Below are 20,287 nucleotides of genomic sequence, written 5' to 3' on the forward strand. Positions count from 1 at the left end.
AGCCAATAAAAACTTCAGGGAGTCGTTACATGTTGCTCGCCACGTTGATTCGCCGCGCCAGCTTGCCCAGCCCGAATGTCTCGGCGCAGCAGGCGCTGAACCTGCTTGAGGAGCACTACGGCCTCTCTGGAACCCTGCGGGCCCTGGGTAGCCAGCAGGACCTCAATTACCGCGTCGACAGCGATAAAGGTCGGTTTGTCCTGAAAATCTGCCATGGCGACTATGCCACGCTGGAACTGCAGGCCCAACATGCCGGCCTGGCGCACCTGGACGGCCGTGACGGCCCGCGGGTGCCCCGGGTGATTGCCGCGCGCAACGGCCAGGACCTGCTGTCCCTGGAACTGGACGGCATGCCCGTGCACGTGAGGCTGCTGGAGTATATCGAAGGCCAGTCGCTGACCCATCTCAAGCACCTGGGCCGTGACCTGGTGGCGGGCCTGGGGCAACTCTGCGCGCAAATGGACCTGGCCCTGGCCGACTTCCAGCACCCGGGCCTGACGCGCACCCTGCAGTGGGATCCGCGGCATGCCGCGGCGCTGGTCGAGCATCTGTTGCCGGTGCTCAAGGACGCGGATCGGCACGCGCGGGTGCGCGACGCCGCCGCGCAGGCCGCGCGGCACCTGCATCCCCTGGTGGAGGCCTTGCCGGTGCAGGCCATTCACCTGGATATCACCGACGACAACGTCGTCTGGCGGCGTGATGCCCAACGCCATTGGCAATTGCAGGGCGTGATCGACTTCGGCGACCTGGTCCGGACCTGGCGTATCGCCGACCTGTCGGTGACTTGCGCGGCGCTGCTGCACCATGCCGAGGGCGACCCGTTTGTGATACTGCCGGCGGTCCAGGCCTACCACGCGGTCAACCCCTTGCAGCGTGCCGAACTGCTGGCGCTGTGGCCGCTGATCGTGGCGCGGGCGGCGGTGCTGGTGCTCAGTGGCGAACAGCAGGTCGGCATCGACCCGGGCAATAGCTACAGCCGCGACAACCTGGCTCACGAGTGGGAAATTTTCCAGGTGGCCAGCTCGGTTCCGTTCGAGCTGATGGAGGCGGCGATACTGGCCGCCGTCGACGAGCGTTTGGCGCCGATTGCCGACGAGGGTTTCGCGCCCTTGCTGCCTGGGCTGGTGGGCCGCGAGTTCGCGCTGATCGACCTGGGCGTGCTCAGCCCGCATTTCGAAGCGGGCAACTGGGAACAGAGTGGCATCGACGAACGCTTGCTGGCCGAGGCGGCTGCGGTCCACGGCCTGGCGGCCAGCCGCTACGGGCAATATCGCCTGTCGCGGACCCGTCCCGACAGCGCCGGCGAACCGGAGACCTTTCCCCTGTACGTAGCCTTGCAGGTACCGGCGGGCACCACCGTGGAGTCGCCGTTTGCCGGGACCCTGCGGCTTATGGCCGATGGCGCCCTGCAATTGGTCAGCGCGCAACTGAGTGTGCGGCTCTGGGGCGTGAAGGCGTCCATCAGGCCTGGTGCCGCCGTGGTCAAGGGCCAGGTGCTGGGCGAAGCCGCCGGGGCCTTGCGGGTGCAACTGTGCCGCCACGCCGATCTCACCCCGCCGCTGTTCTGCACGCCGTCGCGGGCCGCCGCCTGGCAGGCGCTGTGTCCGTCGCCGGCGAGCCTGCTGGGCCTGGCCTGCGATGCCGAGCCGGAACTGGATGCGGCCGAGTTGCTGGCCCGGCGTGATGCCAGCTTCGCCCGCACGCAAAAGCACTACTACGTCGACCCGCCGCGTATCGAGCGTGGCTGGCGCAATCACCTGATCGACATGCAGGGCCGCTCCTACCTGGACATGCTCAACAACGTCGCGGTGCTCGGCCATGGGCATCCACGCATGGCGGCCGAGGCGGCGCGGCAATGGTCGCTGCTCAATACCAACTCGCGCTTTCACTATGCCGCGGTGACGGAGTTTTCCGAGCGCCTGCTGGCCCTGGCACCGGACTCCATGGACCGGGTATTCCTGGTCAACAGCGGCACCGAGGCCAACGACCTGGCGATCCGCCTGGCCTGGGCCTACAGCGGCGGGCGCGACATGCTCAGCGTGCTGGAGGCCTACCACGGCTGGTCGGTGGCGGCCGATGCGGTGTCCACCTCGATTGCCGACAACCCCAAGGCGCTGAGCAGTCGCCCGGACTGGGTGCATCCGGTGACCGCGCCCAACACCTATCGCGGGGCCTTCCGTGGCAGCGCGAGTGCGCCGGACTACGTGCGCAGCGTGGAACACAACCTGGCCAGGCTGGAGGCAGAAAATCGCCAGCTGGCGGGCTTTATCTGCGAGCCGGTGTATGGCAATGCCGGCGGTATTTCGTTGCCACCGGGCTATTTGCAGCAGGTCTATGCGCTGGTCCGGGCCCGGGGCGGCGTGTGTATCGCCGATGAAATCCAGGTCGGCTACGGGCGCATGGGGAAGTTTTTCTGGGGGTTCGAGGAGCAGGGCGTGGTGCCGGACATCATCACCATGGCCAAGGGCATGGGCAACGGCCAGCCGCTGGGTGCGGTGATCACCCGCCGGGAGATCGCCGAGGCCCTGGAGGCTGAAGGCTACTTCTTCTCGTCCTCCGGCGGCAGCCCGGTCAGTTGTCGTATCGGGATTGCCGTGCTCGACGTGATGGCCGAGGAGAAACTCTGGGAAAACGCCCAGGTGGTGGGCGGTTATTTCAAGGAGCGCCTGGAAGCACTGATCGACCGCCATCCGCTGGTGGGAGCGGTACATGGCTCCGGTTTCTACCTCGGCGCGGAACTGATCCGCAACCGCGAAACCCTGGAGCCGGCGACCGAGGAGACCGCGTTGCTGTGCGATCGGCTGCGCGAGCTGGGGATCTTCATGCAACCGACCGGTGACTACCTCAATATCCTCAAGATCAAGCCGCCGATGTGCACCAGCCGGCGCAGCGTGGATTTCTTTGTCGACATGCTGTCCAAGGTGCTCGACGAAGGCTTGTAAGCCGCATCACCGGAACGCTGCCAAAGCAAGCCGGCGATAGACCGCTCACCATAAATATCGATTCTTATCGGCAAAACAGACATGCATTAAAGGCATTTTTCATTTTTTATCTTTATAAGCCGATTTTTATCGGCTATAAAGTCGCCGTCACCCCCGGTCGAGCCCTTCACGCCCGGCTACTCTCAATCTGTCATCGGTCGATGCCTGGAATCGCCCAGCGCATTCGCCCAGGAGATGATCCATGAGTCGTATCGTTACCGTCGCCGCCACCCAGATGGCCTGTTCCTGGGATCTCGAAGCCAATCTCGAAACTGCCGAGAAGCTGGTGCGCGAAGCCGCCGCCAAGGGCGCGCAGATCATCCTGATCCAGGAACTGTTCGAAACCCCGTACTTCTGCCAGAAACCGAACCCGGATTACCTGCAACTGGCCACCCCGGTGGAAGACAACGTCGCCATCAAGCACTTCCAGAAAGTCGCCAGGGAGCTGCAAGTGGTGCTGCCCGTCAGCTTCTTCGAACTGGCCGGCCGGGCGCGGTTCAACAGCATCGCGATCATCGACGCCGACGGCAGCAACCTCGGGATTTATCGGAAAAGCCATATCCCGGACGGCCCGGGTTACCACGAGAAGTACTACTTCAACCCGGGCGATACCGGCTTCAAAGTGTGGAACACCCGCTACGCGAAGATCGGCGTGGGCATCTGCTGGGACCAGTGGTTCCCCGAGTGCGCCCGCAGCATGGCCCTGCAAGGCGCGGAGATCCTGTTCTACCCGACCGCCATCGGCAGCGAGCCGCATGACAAGAGCATCTCTTCCCGCGATCACTGGCAGCGCGTGCAGCAAGGCCATGCCGGCGCCAACCTGATGCCGCTGGTCGCCAGCAACCGCATCGGCAACGAAGAGCAGGACGGCTACGACATCACCTTCTACGGCTCCTCGTTCATCGCCAATCAATTCGGCGAGAAAGTCGAAGAGCTCAACCAAACCGAAGAAGGCATCCTGGTCCACAGCTTCGACCTTGATGAACTGGAACACACACGCAGTGCCTGGGGCTCGTTCCGCGACCGCCGGCCGAACCTGTACGGCGCACTGAAAACCCTCGACGGATCCCTGGAGTCCTGATCGCCATGACCACTTTGCACAGCACACCGCGCGCCGACGGCTTCCATATGCCCGCCGAATGGGCACCGCAAACCCAGGCCTGGATGATCTGGCCCGAACGTCCGGACAACTGGCGCCTGGGCGGCAAGCCGGCGCAGGCGGCCCATGCCGCCGTGGCCCGGGCCATCGCGCGTTTCGAACCGGTAACGGTGGCGGTGTCCGCCGCGCAGTACGAAAACGCCCGGGCGCGCCTCGACGTACCGAATATCCGCCTGGTGGAAATGTCCAGCGATGACGCCTGGGTCCGCGACAGCGGCCCGACCTTTGTCATCAACGACCAGGGTGAAGTGCGTGGCGTCAACTGGGACTTCAATGCCTGGGGCGGTTTCGATGGCGGCCTCTACGCCCCGTGGAACCGTGACGAACAGGTGGCCGGCAAGATCCTCGAAATCGAGCGCTGCCCGCGTTACCGGACCGAAGGTTTCGTGCTCGAAGGCGGCTCGATCCATGTCGATGGCGAAGGCACGGTGATCACCACCGAGGAATGCCTGCTCAATCGCAACCGCAACCCGCACCTGAGCCGCGAGGCCATCGAACAGGTGCTCGCCGAGCACCTGGCGGTGGACAAGGTAATCTGGCTGCCGGACGGCCTGTTCAACGATGAAACCGACGGCCATGTGGATAACTTCTGCTGCTACGTGCGTCCGGGCGAAGTCCTGCTGGCCTGGACCGACGATCCACAGAACCCCAACTACCCGCGCTGCCAGGCGGCCATGAGCGTGCTGGAAAGCAGCCGTGACGCCAAGGGGCGCCCCTTTGTAGTGCACAAAATGCCGATTCCGGGGCCGCTGTATGCCACTGAAGAAGAGTGCGCCGGCGTGGATGCTGTGGCGGGCAGCCAGGAACGCAACCCATCGGTGCGGCTGGCCGGCTCCTATGTGAACTTCCTGATCGTCAACGGCGGGATCATTGCGCCGAGCTTCGACGATCCGCAGGACAGCGTGGCCAGGGAAATCCTGCAGAACCTGTTCCCACAACACGAAGTGGTGATGGTGCCAGGGCGTGAGTTGTTACTGGGCGGCGGCAATATCCATTGCCTTACACAACAACAACCCGCGCCACACAAAGGTTGAGTGAAGTTGTAACAAAAGATGCGATGCTACAAATGATGGCATTTCTGCATCAGCGCTGAGTACCCCCCTGATCAAACCCGCAGCCCTTATGGACTGCGGGTTTTTTTAGTTTTTTTGCCTGCTGAACTGGCACTTTGGCATAGCTCTTGTATCGGCTTTGTTTATATGACGGAGCGTCTCCTACAGTGCGACGTTCTGTCATAAACCTTAAGTAAGTTAGCCGCTCATGAATCAGGAGAGCGCTGAGATGAACATAGCCAGTGAGCGAGTTTCGCACCCCCTGTCGGTGACGAGCGAGTCGCTTCAAGTCCTGGCTCAGTGGTTGAAAAGCAATGGAACGCGTGCCACCCGTGCTCAGGATCCTCGTCGGATGATTACCGACCGTTACCCCGCAGGCTTGTTCAGCGAAGCTGAATTAGAAGCCTTGCTCGGGGTTTTACAGGGTTAAAAGGACTTTGCACAAAAACGCCGCTGGCCGGAGCGATCCGGGCAGCGGCGTTTTTTATGGCGCTTCCCCGGGCATCGGATCGCTTGATTCGACCGGTTTTCGCAATAAACCAGGAGTCATTCCGGCGTTTTTCGATTGGCCACAAGCGACTAGTCTGAAGGCATCGATTCATTGCTACCTTCGGGAGATCCGCATGGCTGCCTCGAGCGCCCTTCACTACATCTACGATCCGCTGTGCGGCTGGTGCTACGGTGCCAAACCGCTGATCCAGGCCGCCCAACAGGTGTTGCCGGTGGTCCTGCATGGCGGCGGCATGATGGCCGGCAACAACCGTCAATTTGTCTCCTCGAACCTGCGCGACTACGTCATGCCCCACGACCGGCGGATTGCCGAGTACACCGGCCAGCCGTTTGGCGAGGCCTATTTCGAGGGGCTGCTGCGTGACTCGTCGGCGATCTTCGATTCCACGCCGCCGACCCGTGCCGTCCTCGCGGCCGAACAACTGCAAGGACGCGGGCTGGAGATGCTGGGACGCCAGCAGACAGCGCACTACGTCGAGGGCCGGCGCCTGGCCGATGTCGAGGTGCTGCTGGCGCTGGCCGCTGAGCTGGGCTTCGACGCCGAAGCCTTCAAGGCCGCCTTTGAGCGCAACAGCGACGCGGTGGCGGCAGAGCACTTCAAATACAGCCGCGGCTTGTTGTCCCGGGTTGGCGGGCAAGGTTTTCCGACCCTGGCGCTGGAGCAGGATGGCCGTTTCAGCCTGATCGATATCGGTCCTTACCTGGGCAAACCCGAGGCGTTCGCCGCCTGGCTCGGTCAATCGGTGAGCGCCGCCACTCCTGCCGCCATGGGGCCGTCCTGTGGCCTGGACGGCTGCTCTTCCTGAAAAAAGCTGAGCGATGGAGGCTTCCAAGGTCGACTTGCGACACGTTTGCTGTCGGTGGTAGGCATGCAGGTTTTTGAGGTTTACCCGGTAATCCCTTATATTCACTGAGGTTTCACGAAATTGACACACTAGTAGTGTCGCGGATAGGATTCTCCCCACGCCTGTGGCTATACGCCATACACCTAAAATAATAAAAGGCCCGCTGCGACGATTGCAGGCGGGCCTTTTCGTTTGTGCGTGAAGCACCAACACAACATTCCAGCTCGGAGCCGCAGGGCGTTTCTTCTAGCGATAAGGAAAAAAACATGTTGAACAAACGAATCGGCCTGCTCGCATTGAGCATTCTCGGCGCTACCCAGGCCATGGCCAGTGATCAATCGGACTCCAAGGGTTTCGTTGACGACAGCCACCTGAATGTTCTGCTGCGTAACGCTTACATCAACCGTGACATGAAAAGCGGCGCCGACGACAAGATCGAATGGGGCCAAGCGGCCATCGCCACCTTCAAGTCCGGCTTCACCCAAGGCACCGTAGGTGTGGGTGTCGATGCTTTCGGCCAGTACGCCGTGCGTCTGGACGGCGGTCGCGGTGAGACCGGTGCGCAAGGTATCGACTTCTTCAAGCAGGACAACAACGGTAACCCGGCCAAAGACCTGGCCCAGGGCGGTGCCGCGGTTAAATTCCGCCTGTCCAACACCGTGCTGACCTACGGTGACCAGATGCCGGCCCTGCCGCTGCTGAACTACGACAACTCGCGCCTGTTGTCGGAAAGCTACACCGGTACCCTGATCAGCTCCAAGGAGATCGAGGGCCTGGAACTGAACGCCGGTCACTTCACCGCCGAATCGCGCAAGAGTGCGGAAGGTCGTGACAGCGGTGGCCTGAAAGGCATCGACATCCTGGGCGGTACTTATCAGTTCACCCAGCAATTCAAAGCGTCGCTGTATGCTTCCGACGTCGACGAAGAGATGAAGAAGCAGTACCTGAACCTGAACTACGTGTTCCCGATCGCCTCGGACCAGTCCCTGACCCTGGACTTCAACGGCTATCGTACCCAGTTGGACCGTGGCTATGCAGTGGAGCAGAAGTCCCAAGGTCGTGACAACCGCATCTGGAGCCTGGCCGCTACCTACGCCCTGGGCGCCCACTCCTTCACCGTTGCCCACCAGAGCAGCACCGGTTCCAGCCTGCTGGGCTACCCGTACGGTGGCTACCAGCAAGGTCAGGGCCGTGTGGGCGACGGTGGCAACACCATCAACCTGGCGAACTCCTACTGGTCGGACTTCAACGCTGCCGACGAGCGTTCCTGGCAGCTGGGCTACGGCCTGGACTTCGGCGCCTTCGGCGTTCCGGGCCTGACCTACAACGTGGCCTACGTGCGTGGCGACAACATCACCACTTCCACCAGCACCGGTGGTACCGAGCGCGAGTTCTTCAACCAGGTCAAATACGTGGTCCAGAGCGGCCCGGCGAAAGACCTGAGCGTGAAGCTGCGTAGCTCGATCCTGCGTGTATCGGAGAAATCCAGCGAGTACAACGTGAGCGGTAACGAAGTACGCGTGTATGTCGACTACCCGATCAGCGTGTTCTGATCGAGCGACAAGGCTGTAGCAACCTGATCCCAGGTTGAAAATATAACGCCCCGACTGGTTCGGGGCGTTTTTGTTTGTGCGCGCGCTTGCGAGTAATCTGTGGGCCTTGTGAGCCAATGCTCTCCTTGATAAGCGAGACCCGGGCGCCATGACCCTCAGAACCTTTATCGCCCCTCGCCGCTGGTTGTCCCTGGGATTGCTGGCGGTGTTTCTCACTGTCGGCCTGCCCTACGGCTGTTCGCGGCTGGCTTATAAAGAGCGCGAATTGTTGTTCAATATCCAGCCAGGCACCGCGAGTTGGTTCAACGGCGTGCCGGCGGGGGTCAGCGAACTGCGGATTCCGATCAGCGACGGGCTGGCCGGTGCCGACTACCTGCATGCCTGGTGGTGGCCATCGAGCCGGGCGAATGCGCCGGCCATCCTGTACCTGCACGGCACCCGCTGGAACCTGACGGCGCAGGTCGGACGGATCACCCAACTGCGCGACCTGGGCTTCTCGGTGCTGGCCATCGACTATCGCGGCTTCGGCGATAGCCCCGGCAGCCTGCCTTCCGAACGCAGCGTCTACCAGGATGCGGACAATGCCTGGAAGCGCCTGGTGCAACTGCAACCGGACGCCCGCAAACGCTATATCTACGGCCACTCCCTGGGCGGCGCGGTGGCGGTGGACCTCGCCGAGCGCCTGGCCAGTGGCAAGACGGCGCCCAAGGCCGCGGGCTTGATCATCGAGTCGACCTTTACCGACCTGGGCGATGCGGCTCGGGCGGCGATCCCGACCTCGCTGCCGGTCAACTGGATTCTCTCGGAGAAATTCGACTCCATCGACAAGATCAACCAGATCGACATCCCGCTGCTGATCGTCCATGGCACCGACGATCCCTATGTGCCATCGCGCTTCAGCAAGGCCCTGTATGAGGCGGCCGCGCAGCCCAAACAATTGCTGCTGATCAAAGGCGGTAACCATATCAACAGCATGATCCTCGGCAGCCGTGAATACGCCAAGGCCTTGCGACAGGCCTTCGATGGTTTTGCGTCGCCCGTGGCGCGCTGACGCTCTGGGTCAAGACACGCGCAAACCCCAATAAACATTGCGTTCCGTGGATAAGGTACTAGCTTTATGCCTGCACGGATTGCAGCTGTTGGACACTCATGCCATTGCGCCTGCCCCCATCGCTTTCCTGTGCCCAAACCACGAAGTTCACGGTTGCTCCACAGGAGAAACACCATGACAGGAATGCGCAAGGACAGGTCCCGTTATCCGTACTCTCTGGGGCTGCTGGCCCTGGCGGTGATGGGGGCCGCGACCGCGGCACAGGCGGTGGAAGCCTCCCGGCTGTTCAACAACCCGCCGTCCCTGGAACAGCAGGCGCCGACCGCCAAGGTCGTGGAGGGCACGCTGTTGCTCAAGTCCAACGCGGCCTTCCAGGCCCCGCAGCCGCATGTCGGGCGTGAACGGCAGCTGGACCTGAGCATCAAGTACACCAAGAATCATATCCGCGACCCGGCCACCCACGAGGACGTGCCGGTGTTGTTACGCAGCTACGTCGGCACCGGCGTCGACCCCAAGGCACCGTTCATTGCGCCGACCATCGATGTCACACCGGGCGACACCGTGCGCATCACCCTCAACAACCAGTTGCCGGCCGACCCCAGCTGCACCGCCCATGACAGCCAGCCGGACGTGCCGCACTGCTTCAACGGTACCAACCTGCATTCCCACGGGTTGTGGGTCAGCCCCACGGGCAACAGCGACAACGTGTTGTTGTCGATCAACCCCGGGGTCAGCTTCCAGTACGAATACAACATTCCGGCCGACCACCCGGCGGGCACTTTCTGGTACCACCCGCATCGTCATGGTTCCACCGCGATCCAGGTCGCCAGCGGCATGGCCGGGGCGCTGATCATCCATGGCGATCGCAAGCCGAGCCGCGATGCCAATGGCGATATCGACACCCTGCTCAAGGGCGCTGATGGCCGCTCGTTCAAGGAGCGTTTGCTGGTGTTCCAGCAAATTCCCTATGCCTGCAAGGACCCGGCCGGCAACTTCCGCTACAAGCCGGTGAAGGATAAGGACGGCAATATCGTCAAGGACAAGGATGGCAAGGACAAGATGACCTTGGACTGGACCTGCAAGCCGGGCGAAGTGGGGGTTGTCGAATCGTTCGACCAACTGCAGCCTTCCAGCTGGACCGACTCGGGGCGCTATACCAGCGTCAACGGTCTGGTGCAGCCGATCTTCACGGATGCCCGGCCCGGTCAGGTCGAACGCTGGCGCCTGGTTCACGCGGGGATCCGCGACACCATCCGGCCGCTGTTCCGTAAACTCAAGGACAACGCCAAGGCGGACAGCGACAAGGGCATCGCGGCGCTGGCCTCCGCCGACTTCATCAAGGAGAAATGCACCGGCCAACCGATCGACTACCAGGTGATCGCCTCGGATGGCCTGACCATGGAGCAGGCCCAGAGTCGTCAGGTCATCACCATGCAGCCGGGCTATCGCAACGACCTGCTGATCATCTTTCCCGAGCCTGGACGCTACTGCGTGACCAATGAAGCTTCCACGGCCTCGGGGGGTGTCGGCCAGGAGGCCAGTGGTCTTCAACTGCTGGGCTTTGTCGATGTCGGACCGGGGACGAAAGTGGCGGACACCAAGGCGCGCCTGACCCAGGAGCTGGTGGCGGCGGCGGAACGCAATATGCCGGCGGACATCAAGGCCACGGTGGTGGCGGATCTGAAAAAGGACCTGCGGTTTGACAAGTTCATCCCGCACCCGAGCATTACCGACAGCGAAATCAAGGGTGAGCAGAAACTGGTGTTCCTGATCGATTTCAAGGATCCGGACCACACCAAGTTCGCCGTGGGCACTACCGCGGAAAATGCCGTGCCTTATCAGCCGGGGGTGGTTGATCGTCATCTGAAGTTGGGGGACGCGGAAACCTGGGTTCTGCAATCGGCGTTTGCCAGTCATCCGTTTCATATTCATGTGAACCCGTTCCAGGTCGAGAAAATCATCGGTCCGGATGGGGTGGATCTCAGTGAGCCTGGTGCGGTGGACAAGACCGACAAGAACGACGCGCAATATGCGGGGATGAAAGGGGTGTGGAAAGACACGCTGTTCGTCAAAGGCAAAACCGATAACAGCGGCGTGTACACCTTGTATGTGCGGACCCGCTACCAGCGCTATATCGGCGAGTTCGTGCTGCACTGCCACATTCTTGATCATGAGGATCAGGGGATGATGCAGAACGTGAGCATCGAGCTGCCGGACGGGGCGGGTGGGACTACGATGGGGGCGCATCATTGAGTCGAAAGAGATCAGCCTTTCTGCTGGCTGAGACATGAAGTGATGGTCGATATCGGCCCTCCTCGCGGCGACGTAAGGAGGGTCGTATCATTGCCGGGCTTGCAATATGTGGAATTATGCCAATAATCATAATTATGTTTTTTCACATAATTCGGCATAACCATGACGCCTGACCGTCTCTACTTCCCTCGCGCGGTTCTTGCCCAGCAGGTATTGATGGGCTTCGAGAACCAGCTCCAGCAGGCCACGACGCTGTTTGCCCCGCGTCGTAAAGGAAAAACGCAATTTTTGCTGCGCGACCTTGTCCCTCTGGCCGAAGCGCGCGGCTTTGTGGTGGCCTACGCGGATCTTTGGTCCAACAAGGACGATCCTGAACGGGTGATCTGCGCGGCGCTCGCCAAGGCGCTGCACGAAACCAGTCTGCTAACCCGGATTGAAACCTGGTGGGCCAGGCCAAAGCGTTCGCTCAAGGGCATGAAGGTCGGTTTGGGAATGGACTCTGCTTCTGCGGAAGCCGAGCTGGCGGAGGCCGGGATTCCTTCCATCCATGAGTTATTCGAACGCTTCAACATAGCGGGCAAGGGCAAGGCGTTGTTGATCGTTGACGAGGTGCAGCACCTGGCCACCCGCCCGGCCTTCGAAAACTTCACCGCCACACTCCGTTCCTTGCTGACGACCAGCCAAGGCAGCGTTTTCGCGGTGTTTACCGGTTCTTCCCAGGATGGTCTGACGAACATTTTCCGGCGCAGCAAAGCGCCGTTCTATCAGTTTGGTTCGCAACTGAACTTCCCTGATCTGGGCAGAGAGTTTTCGGAGCATTTCGGTCGGCTTTACCGGGAAACCACGAGCAAGGCTTGGGAAGTGGAGCAGGCCTATCGCCTGTATGTCGCCCGGGGCATGACGCCGCATTATCTGCGCACGCTGTTTACCACGAGCCTGACCCAGGGAATTCCGGTAAAGGAGGCCGACAAGATTGTCTGGGCGGGGATGGTGGACGAAGGCCAGTTCACGACATTGCTGCAAGACTTGCCGCCACTGGATCAATTGCTGCTCAGGGGCATTGTTATCGGGGAGTCGCTGTACGCCGATGAGTATCGACGCTCCCTGGCTGATGAGCTGCCGAGCGGGTTGGTACCGACTACGCAGCAGGTACAGGCCGGGTTGGAGCGGATGCGCAAGCGCGATCTGATTGCCAATCTTGGGCACGGGCAATGGTCGGTTGAAGAGCAGGCGCTGGAGAGTTTTTTGCGCGGGGTTTATCGAGGTGGGGAAGAGGAGTAATTGGGGGATGGCTCGTTCGCCTGTCTGTATCATCCAAGCCTCCCCCCTCTCTTTTCCTAAGCTATCTAGGGCTGTAAACGCCGCACCGCCCAGCCGTCGGGGGTGCGGTCATAGCGCAGCCGTTCGTGCAGTCGGTCCTGGCCGTTGCCCCAGAATTCCACCGACTCCAGGCGCAGCTCGAACAGGCAATAACCGTCCGGGCGCGGCAAGGGCGCCTGGGTGCCTGACAACGCCTTGGCCCTGGCGCGCAGGGCTTCGACATCGGTCAGCTCTTCGCTCTGGCGCGACACCGCCGACATCGGGTGGGTCACGTGGGGACGTCCTCGCCAGGCGACGTCGGCCCGGGTATCGCTGAGCCGTTCGGCGCGGCCATTGAGCACGATCTGCTGGCTGGTCTCGCGCCAGTACAGCACCCCGGACGCCCAGGGGTTCTCGACCAGCTCGCGACCTTTCTGGCTGCCAGCATGAGTGCTGAACACCAACCCGGCGTCCGACACTTCAGCGATCACCACGATCCGCGTCGAAGGCCGCCCCCGGGCGTCCGCCGTGGCCAGCGCCAGGGCCTTGGGCTCGCGTACGCCGTAGCGTCGGGCGCGTTCCAGCCAGTTGTTCAGCACGATAAAGGGATTGGCGGGTGGCGTTGCGAACTCCGGGAACGGCGCCTCGATGGTGCCTGTAAGGGATTCCGACAGCAGATGTGCGCTCATTGGGAGTCTCCGTTGACCTGGGTGTTCATATGAAAATCGTGCCTTGGGCGAAGGCCACGCCATTGCCCGATACCTGCACGGCAGTGACCGTCTCGCCGTGCCCCTCGGCCCTGGCGAACATCAGCGAAGGGCGACCGATTTCCACCCCCTGGAGAATTTCGATCTGCTGGCCGTAGTCGACCTGAGCATGACGGATCAGGTGAATCGCCAAGGGCCCCGCCGCCGAACCGGTGGCCGCGTCCTCGACCACCCCATAGGCCGGCGAGAACATCCGGCTGCGCCAGCGTCGGCCAGAACCGGCGAAGCAGTTGATGGCCATGTCGTGGAACTGCCCCAGCGCGCGATGATCGGGGGTCAGCGCCGACAGCGCCGCGACGCTCTCCAGACCGACGAATACATGCCGGGGGCCATTGCGATAGATCTCCACCGGAAAGGTCGAGCCGGCGATCCCCAGGGCCCGGAGCAATTGCGGCATGCGCTCGAAAGTCTCCCAGGTCGGAATCGGCTGCTGCATGCTGCACGCCACCACCCGGCCATTCTGGCGCTCCAGCGCGAAGGGGATGGTGCCCATCTCGGTTTCCAGTTGCAGATGGTCCTTGTCGGTTTCGGCGCCCAGGGCAATCGCGGTACCCAGCAGCGGATGGCCGGCAAATGGCAGCTCGTTGACCGGGGTGAAAATCCGGATACGCGCATCGCCGCCGTGGCGCGGGGTCAGGACGAAGGTCACCTCGGACAGGTTCATTTCCCGGGCAATCTGTTGCATGCGCTGGGCGGGGAGGTCATCGCTGTCAAAAAACACCGCGACCGGGTTGCCCTCCAGCGGGACGCTGGCGAAAGCGTCGATCACTACATACCTGTGCATGGCTTGCTCCATTGTGTTCAAGGGGGTAGCGCTGGCTTACGCCGACAAGGCGTGGCGCATCAGGTCGGCGATGATGCGCGGGCCCTCCTGGGTCAGCACCGACTCGGGGTGAAACTGCATCGAGGCGAAATGCGGCCCGCGCAGCGCATGGACCTCGCCGGTTTCCCGGTCGCGGCTGACCTGCACCAGCCCGAGGCCGTCGACTTCGATACGGTCCTCGCGGCTCTGGGCGGCGAAGGTGTTGTAGAAACCGACCCGCTCGTGGGCCCCGAACAGGTCGATCTGCTTCTGCACGCCCTGGTTGGGAATGGCCCGGCGTTGCAGGTCCAGGCCCAGGCAGCGGCTGAGCACCTGATGGCTCAGGCACACCGCGAGAAATGGTCGTTGCTGGTCGAGCAACGAGCGGATGGCCACGTGCAGATGGTCGATCTTCGGTTGCTCGAGCGCCGTTGGATTGCCCGGTCCCGGGCCCATGATGACGATGTCGTAACCGTCGAAGGCGTAGGCGTCGTTATAGTTGTGCACGCTGACCGCCAGCCCGAGGGCGCGCAGTTGCATGGCGATCATCGAGGTGAAGGTGTCCTCGGCATCGACGATCAGCACCCGCCGTCCCGACAGATCGGCCTGGGACTGCTGGCGTTCCAGGGCATCGCTCAGCCAGAAATCGGCGATCAGCGCATTGCGACTGGCGAGGGCGGCGCGCACCTGGATATTCGAACCGAAGCGGGTGGGCGCCTGGTTTTTCAGCGCCGCGATCAGCCCGGCGGCCTTGGCCCGGGTTTCGGCGGCTTCGGCCTGGGGCTCGGAGTGGCGGACGATGGTCGAGCCGACGCTGATCTTCAATTGGCCTTCGCGGTCGATATCGGCGGTGCGGATCAGAATTGCCGAGTCCAGCGTAGGAGTACCTTGTGCATCGCTGCCGATTAACGCGGCGATGCCGCTGTAATAGGCGCGGCCCTTGGGTTCGTGGCGGCGGATCACCCGGCAGGCGCTTTCCAATGGACTGCCGGTGACGGTGGGGGCGAACAGGGTTTCGCGCAGGATGTCGCGCACATCGCGGCGGGTGTGGCCTTCGATGAAATATTCGGTGTGGGCCAGATGGGCCATTTCCTTGAGATAGGGGCCGAGCACGTGACCGCCGTCGTCGCAGATCCGCGCCATCATCTTCAGCTCTTCGTCCACCACCATGTACAGCTCGTCGGCCTCCTTGCGGTCGGCGAGAAACTGCATCACTTCGGCCAGGTTCGGGCCTGTCGGCGGATAACGGTAGGTGCCGCTGATGGGGTTCATCACCGCCAGGCCGTCCTTGAGGCTGATATGCCGCTCGGGTGACGCGCCGACAAAAGTGCGCTCGCCGGTGTGGATGATGAAGGTCCAGTAGACGCCCTTTTCCCGCTCCAGCAGATGGCGGAAAAAGGTCAGGGCGCGGCTGATCCCGTAGTCGCCGATATCGGCCATGAAGGTGCGCTTGATCACGAAGTTGGCGCCTTCGCCGCTGCCGATCTCGTTGTCGATCACCCGGCTGACAATCTCCGAATAGGCCGCGTCACTGAGGTCGAAGCGCTCGTTGAGCAAGGCGATGGGCATTTCGGGCAGACGTTCGAGCAGGGTGTCGAGGCCGATCTGGGCCTGCTCGGTTATTTGGAGGGAAAGTAATGGAGCTTGATCGTCGACCGCCTCGAAGCCACGCTCGGCGATCTGCCGGTAGGGAATGATCACCAGGGTTTCCAGCCGGGCTTCCCCGGCCAGCGGCTCGCGCAACTCGATCCGGGTCAGTGACGACGGCCGCGAGACTTCGCCGAGTAGTACATCCACCAGGCCCGGGCCATTGGATTCCGGGCGGTACAACAGGGCGAAGGGCGGTGGGGCCGCGCGCAGGACCTGGGCAACAAGACGCTCGGCGGCCAGGCTCATGGCAGCACCTCCTCGGTGGTGACGACCATGGCGCAACGGCTGGCGGCATATTCCAGGGCCATCCAGTGATGTTCCTTGCTGAAGTCGGCGATGGCATCGGCCACCAGGAACGGCTGGATATCGTTCGAGTAGGCGTCCACCGTGGAAATCAGCACGCCGACATGGGCGTACACGCCGCAGAGGATCAACTGGTCGCGACCATGGGCGCGCATGCGTTCCAACAGATCCGAGTTGAAAAACGCGCTGTAGCGCCACTTGGTCAGCAGCCAGTCGCCGGGCGCGGGCTTGAGCGCATCGACCACCTCGCGGTCGGCGGGACTGGCCTGCATGCCGGCGCCCCAGAAGTCCTTGAGCAGGCCGCGTTGGGCCTCGGTCATGCTTCCTGGCTGGGCGGTGTAGGCCACCGGAATGTCCTGGCTCGCGGCCCATCGGCGGATACGCGCGGCATTGCCGATCACCTCGTCACGCAAGGGCGTGGGCAGCGGGCGGAGAAAGTAGCGCTGCATATCGTGGATCAGCAGCACGGCACGCTGCGGGTCGATCCGCCAGCGGGCCAGATTGGCCGGCAGGTCGTGGGCGGTGGGCAGCGCATAGGGGGTGATCGCGGGGATACCGGTCATGGCAACAGACTCCTGTCAAAAGCTTGCATGGGCGCTAGCGGGTGGGTTCTTCCAGGCCAGCACGGTGGTGATCGCCTGCCAGGGCGTCAGCCGCGGGTCGCAGAGGCTGGTGTAATGCACGCTGACCTGGTGGAGCCCGGCGGCATCGGAAGCACACTCGGTGACATCGTCCGGGGTGGTCTCCAGGTGCAGGCCGCCGGCGATCCCGCCAGCCGAGAGCACCGCATGTTTGAAGGCGCTGACTTCGCGGGTGATGGTCTCGACCATGCGGGTCTTGTTGCCGCAGGGCGCGAGGATGGTGTTGCCGTGCATCGGGTCGCTCAGCCAGATGACCTTGTGTCCGGTGGCGCGGACCGCTTCCACCAGCGGCGGCAAGCGTTCGGCGACCTTTTCGGCGCCCATCCGCGCGATCAGCGTCAGGCGCCCGGGTTCGCGGGCCGGGTCGAGGCGTTCGCACAGGCGCAGCAACTGCGCCGGAGTCATATCGGGGCCGACCTTGCAGGCCACCGGGTTCAGCACCTCGGACAGCAGGGCGACATGGGCGCCGTCCACCTGGCGGGTGCGTTCGCCGATCCACGGCCAGTGGGTCGAGCCGAGAAAGGTCCGGCCCTGCTCGTCGTCGCGCAGCATCGGCAATTCATAGTCGAGCAGCAGCATCTCGTGGCTGGTCCAGACCGGCGAGCCGCCGGGGCCGGGACGCTCCTGCCAGCCCAGGTGTTCCATGATCTCGCGGGCGGCCTGATAGCCTTTGAGCAGGCGTTGCGGATCGGGTTGGCGGCTGTCCGAGTGGGCGGCGTGGCTGTTGACCATATCGCCGCGATACGCCGGCAACTCGATCTCGCCAATCAGTTCGCTGGGTTTGGAACGCGGCTTGGCGTACTGCCCGGCGATCCGTCCGACGCGGATCACCGGTTGCTGGGTGACCAGGCCAAAGGCCCCGGCGAGGATCTCCAGCACCGCAGCCTTGCGGGCCACGGCGTCGTGCTGGTTGTCGTTGATGTCCTCGGCGCAATCGCCGGACTGGATGACCTTGCCTTCGCCTTCGGCGACTCGCGCCAGGAGCGCGCGCAGGGCCAGGATGTCCTCGGCCCTGATCAAGGACTGGCTGTCTCTCAGGTGTTGCTGTACGTCCCTCAGGCGAGAGAGATCGCTCCACTGGGGTTGCTGCAATGCTTCACAACCCAGAACCCGTCGCACAATCGTTTCCATGATGAGACCCCTGGCGCAGTGCCGTTAGGTGGGTATGCCTTCGCGTTTGATTTCGGGCACCGGGATATTCAGTGCCCGCAGTTGCTGGAACACATTCATGAACTCGCGGTTTTGCTTGATCTTGCCGTCCTCGAGGGCGAAGGAATGGAGGAAGTGGTTTTCGTAGTAGCCGTCCGGGTAGCCGGGAAAGAGGATCTGCCCGTGGCCTTCGCATTCGACCCAGAAGTGGTTCGGGTCATCGGTTTCGAAGATGCGCACGTCATACCATTCCCAGTCCGGGAAGCACTTCAGCGACCAGACCGCGTGCTCGGCGAGTTTGTCCTTGCCACGAATGACGATCGGCGCGCCGGTGTCGGTAGTCCACAGGCCGCCGCTGCCGTCTTCGGTAAACAGTTCGTGGCGGCGCAGGCGGGCCGGGCCTTTGGTCTGCATGTACTGCTCGACGACCTGGCGGTTCTTGCGGCGAAGCTCGGTGCTGCTTGCAAACCCATCGTGTTTGTCTGGATTGGACATGGTCTTGCCTCTGTTGTGGATTAAGCGGGTAGGCCGGCGCGGCGAATGGTCGGCACGGGAATGCCGAGGGCGCGCAGTTGCTGGAAGGGGTTCATGAACTCGCGGTTGCGCTTGATCCGGCCGTCCTCGAGTTCGAAGGAATGGATGTAGTGGTTCTCGCAGTAGCCCACCGGATAGCCCGGCAGGTTGACGATGCCGCGGCCGTCGCTTTCGACCCAGAAGTGGTTCGGGTCGGCGGTTTCGAAGATCCGCACGTTGTGCCACTGCCAGTCCGGGAAGCATTGGTCCAGCCAGACGCCCAGGGCCGCCAGCTTGGCGTGGCCATGGAAGACCAGCGGGGTGGCGCTGGCGGTGTTCCAGGAGCCGCCGCTGCCGTCCTCGGTGAACAGCTCGTGGCGGCGCAGGCGGGCGGCGCCGTGGCTGTGCATGTACTGCTCGACGGTGGAGCGGTTCTTGCGCCGCAGTTCCGGGGCGTCGGCAAATCCTGTCTGGAGTGCGGTAGTTGGCATGCTCATGTTCCTTTGGGCGTGTTCAATCAGCCGGGTTATTCAGTAATACAAGACAGCTTCATGACGGCGCCGGCTAAATATCAACGCGGTTTTATATAACGGACTTGCTCCAGGAGAACTGGGGTTAAATGGTAAGCGCTATGTAATAAATAATACCGTTCGGTCACAGGGGGACTGTGTATTCCTGTCGAGTCGAACTTGCTGGAGGGGATTTATACAGGGAGACGATTGGGAAAGTTAAGCTACCAGATTTTGTAGGTGTGAAGCTTTTACGCCCGGCTTAACCTCCGCGCGCCCTTGGGAAATGGGGGTGAACGCATTGTCACAGCATAAGCGGGTGGTGCTGTAATTGCAGATAGCCACTTAGTAAATATAAAAATAGGTCGCTCTATAGTTAGCGCAAATGGTTATGGCTTTTTTACGGATGTCCCCATTGACAGCGCGATCAGCTGGACTAGGATGACAAACCGATTCTCATCTTGGGTAGCTAAAATGGACTTAGCACAGCTTTGGGTTTGGGATCTTTATTTCTATTCGCTTTTTGCCAAAGCCATGAACATGGAGGAGTTTACCGGCATCGCGCTGAACGCCATCACCGATCTGAAATTCGATTTCTATGCCTATGGGCTGTGCAGCCTGACGCCGTTCATGCGGCCGAAAACCCACCTGTACAGCAACTACCCGGTGGAGTGGGTGGAACGTTACCAAAGCATGAACTACGCGGTGATCGACCCCACGGTAAAGCACAGCCGGCTGGCCTCGACGCCGATCTTGTGGAGCGACGACATCTTCAAGGGCAGCCCTGGCCTGTGGTCGGAGGCTAATGATTCGCAGCTGCGTCATGGGCTGGCCCAACCTTCGTTCAATGCCCGAGGGCGGGTGGGGTTGTTGAGCCTGGCGCGTAAAGACAAGAAGATCGGTGCCGACGAGTTTACCGAGTTGGCACCCATTACCAGGGCCTTTGCCGATGCCGTCTATGCCAAGTTGTCGGATCTGGAGGGGATGTTGGAGCGGGATAATGATGTCGTGTTTACCGAGCGGGAAAGCGAAGTATTGCGCTGGACGGCGGATGGCAAGACGTCAGAAGAGATTGGCGTGATCATGGGGGTGTGTACGGATACGGTTAATTATCATCACAAGAATATTCAACGCAAGATCGGCGCGAGTAATCGGGTGCAGGCGGTGACCTATGCGGTTGCGCTGGGTTATATCTAACTAAGGTTCGATGCTTGTTGCGGAACAGGGTTGTCAGGCCTGTTCTGCAACAG

17 protein-coding genes are annotated in these 20,287 nt (G+C 62.1%); 10 read left to right on the forward strand and 7 right to left on the reverse strand.

What is annotated here, in order from left to right; genetic code table 11:
- The first annotated feature begins 29 nt into the window (after positions 1 to 29).
- From M5B96_RS17630 to M5B96_RS17670, 9 genes are all read left to right on the forward strand, one after another.
- Complete coding sequence (locus M5B96_RS17630) at positions 30 to 2,942, forward strand: aminotransferase (RefSeq protein ID WP_248798010.1); 2,913 nt, start codon at positions 30 to 32, stop codon at positions 2,940 to 2,942.
- A gap of 241 nt (positions 2,943 to 3,183) precedes the next feature.
- Positions 3,184 to 4,062: an N-carbamoylputrescine amidase gene (aguB, locus tag M5B96_RS17635; protein WP_248798011.1), complete on the forward strand. Its 879-nt coding sequence runs from the start codon at positions 3,184 to 3,186 to the stop codon at positions 4,060 to 4,062.
- A gap of 5 nt (positions 4,063 to 4,067) precedes the next feature.
- Complete coding sequence (gene aguA, locus M5B96_RS17640) at positions 4,068 to 5,174, forward strand: agmatine deiminase (protein ID WP_248798012.1); 1,107 nt, start codon at positions 4,068 to 4,070, stop codon at positions 5,172 to 5,174.
- Between the two features lie 247 nt (positions 5,175 to 5,421).
- A complete protein-coding gene (locus tag M5B96_RS17645; RefSeq protein WP_248798013.1) occupies positions 5,422 to 5,622 on the forward strand; it encodes a hypothetical protein in 201 nt (66 codons plus the stop codon).
- A 193-nt stretch (positions 5,623 to 5,815) separates the two neighbouring features.
- Positions 5,816 to 6,508, forward strand: a complete 693-nt coding sequence (locus M5B96_RS17650; RefSeq protein ID WP_248798014.1) for a DsbA family protein — start codon at positions 5,816 to 5,818, stop codon at positions 6,506 to 6,508.
- Positions 6,509 to 6,813: 305 nt separating this feature from the next.
- Positions 6,814 to 8,100 (forward strand): OprD family porin, encoded by a 1,287-nt coding sequence (locus tag M5B96_RS17655; RefSeq protein ID WP_248798015.1) that lies wholly within the window; start codon positions 6,814 to 6,816, stop codon positions 8,098 to 8,100.
- A gap of 148 nt (positions 8,101 to 8,248) precedes the next feature.
- Positions 8,249 to 9,151, forward strand: a complete 903-nt coding sequence (locus M5B96_RS17660) for an alpha/beta hydrolase (RefSeq protein ID WP_248798016.1) — start codon at positions 8,249 to 8,251, stop codon at positions 9,149 to 9,151.
- Positions 9,152 to 9,325: 174 nt separating this feature from the next.
- On the forward strand, positions 9,326 to 11,404 hold the full coding sequence (locus tag M5B96_RS17665) for a multicopper oxidase family protein (protein ID WP_248798017.1): 2,079 nt from the start codon (positions 9,326 to 9,328) through the stop codon (positions 11,402 to 11,404).
- 162 nt (positions 11,405 to 11,566) lie between these two features.
- On the forward strand, positions 11,567 to 12,685 hold the full coding sequence (locus M5B96_RS17670) for a hypothetical protein (protein WP_248798018.1): 1,119 nt from the start codon (positions 11,567 to 11,569) through the stop codon (positions 12,683 to 12,685).
- Positions 12,686 to 12,750: 65 nt separating this feature from the next.
- Here the strand turns inward: M5B96_RS17670 and phzG are convergent, their stop codons facing one another.
- Genes phzG through M5B96_RS17705 form a run of 7 tightly spaced genes read right to left on the reverse strand, consistent with a single transcriptional unit; the run spans position 12,751 to position 19,019 of the window.
- A complete protein-coding gene (gene phzG / locus M5B96_RS17675; protein ID WP_248798019.1) occupies positions 12,751 to 13,392 on the reverse strand; it encodes a phenazine biosynthesis FMN-dependent oxidase PhzG in 642 nt (213 codons plus the stop codon).
- Between the two features lie 25 nt (positions 13,393 to 13,417).
- Positions 13,418 to 14,254, reverse strand: a complete 837-nt coding sequence (locus M5B96_RS17680) for a PhzF family phenazine biosynthesis protein (RefSeq protein WP_191490023.1) — start codon at positions 14,252 to 14,254, stop codon at positions 13,418 to 13,420.
- 36 nt (positions 14,255 to 14,290) lie between these two features.
- The gene (locus tag M5B96_RS17685) at positions 14,291 to 16,168 is read right to left on the reverse strand and encodes an anthranilate synthase family protein (protein WP_248798020.1); all 1,878 of its coding nucleotides are present in this window, start codon (positions 16,166 to 16,168) and stop codon (positions 14,291 to 14,293) included.
- Positions 16,165 to 16,788 (reverse strand): isochorismatase family protein, encoded by a 624-nt coding sequence (locus M5B96_RS17690; protein WP_191490021.1) that lies wholly within the window; start codon positions 16,786 to 16,788, stop codon positions 16,165 to 16,167. Before M5B96_RS17690 ends, M5B96_RS17685 begins: the two co-directional genes overlap by 4 nt.
- 15 nt (positions 16,789 to 16,803) lie before the next feature.
- The gene (locus M5B96_RS17695; RefSeq protein ID WP_248798021.1) at positions 16,804 to 17,997 is read right to left on the reverse strand and encodes a 3-deoxy-7-phosphoheptulonate synthase; all 1,194 of its coding nucleotides are present in this window, start codon (positions 17,995 to 17,997) and stop codon (positions 16,804 to 16,806) included.
- Between the two features lie 24 nt (positions 17,998 to 18,021).
- On the reverse strand, positions 18,022 to 18,510 hold the full coding sequence (locus tag M5B96_RS17700) for a PhzA/PhzB family protein (RefSeq protein WP_248798022.1): 489 nt from the start codon (positions 18,508 to 18,510) through the stop codon (positions 18,022 to 18,024).
- A 20-nt stretch (positions 18,511 to 18,530) separates the two neighbouring features.
- Positions 18,531 to 19,019: a PhzA/PhzB family protein gene (locus M5B96_RS17705; RefSeq protein ID WP_248798023.1), complete on the reverse strand. Its 489-nt coding sequence runs from the start codon at positions 19,017 to 19,019 to the stop codon at positions 18,531 to 18,533.
- Between the two features lie 492 nt (positions 19,020 to 19,511).
- On the opposite strand from M5B96_RS17705, the gene M5B96_RS17710 reads away from it, so the two are divergent.
- Positions 19,512 to 20,234, forward strand: a complete 723-nt coding sequence (locus tag M5B96_RS17710) for an autoinducer binding domain-containing protein (RefSeq protein WP_248798024.1) — start codon at positions 19,512 to 19,514, stop codon at positions 20,232 to 20,234.
- The last annotated feature ends 53 nt before the right edge of the window (positions 20,235 to 20,287 follow it).

It is taken from the genome of Pseudomonas sp. MWU13-2105, assembly GCF_023242315.1.
Taxonomy (GTDB): domain Bacteria; phylum Pseudomonadota; class Gammaproteobacteria; order Pseudomonadales; family Pseudomonadaceae; genus Aquipseudomonas.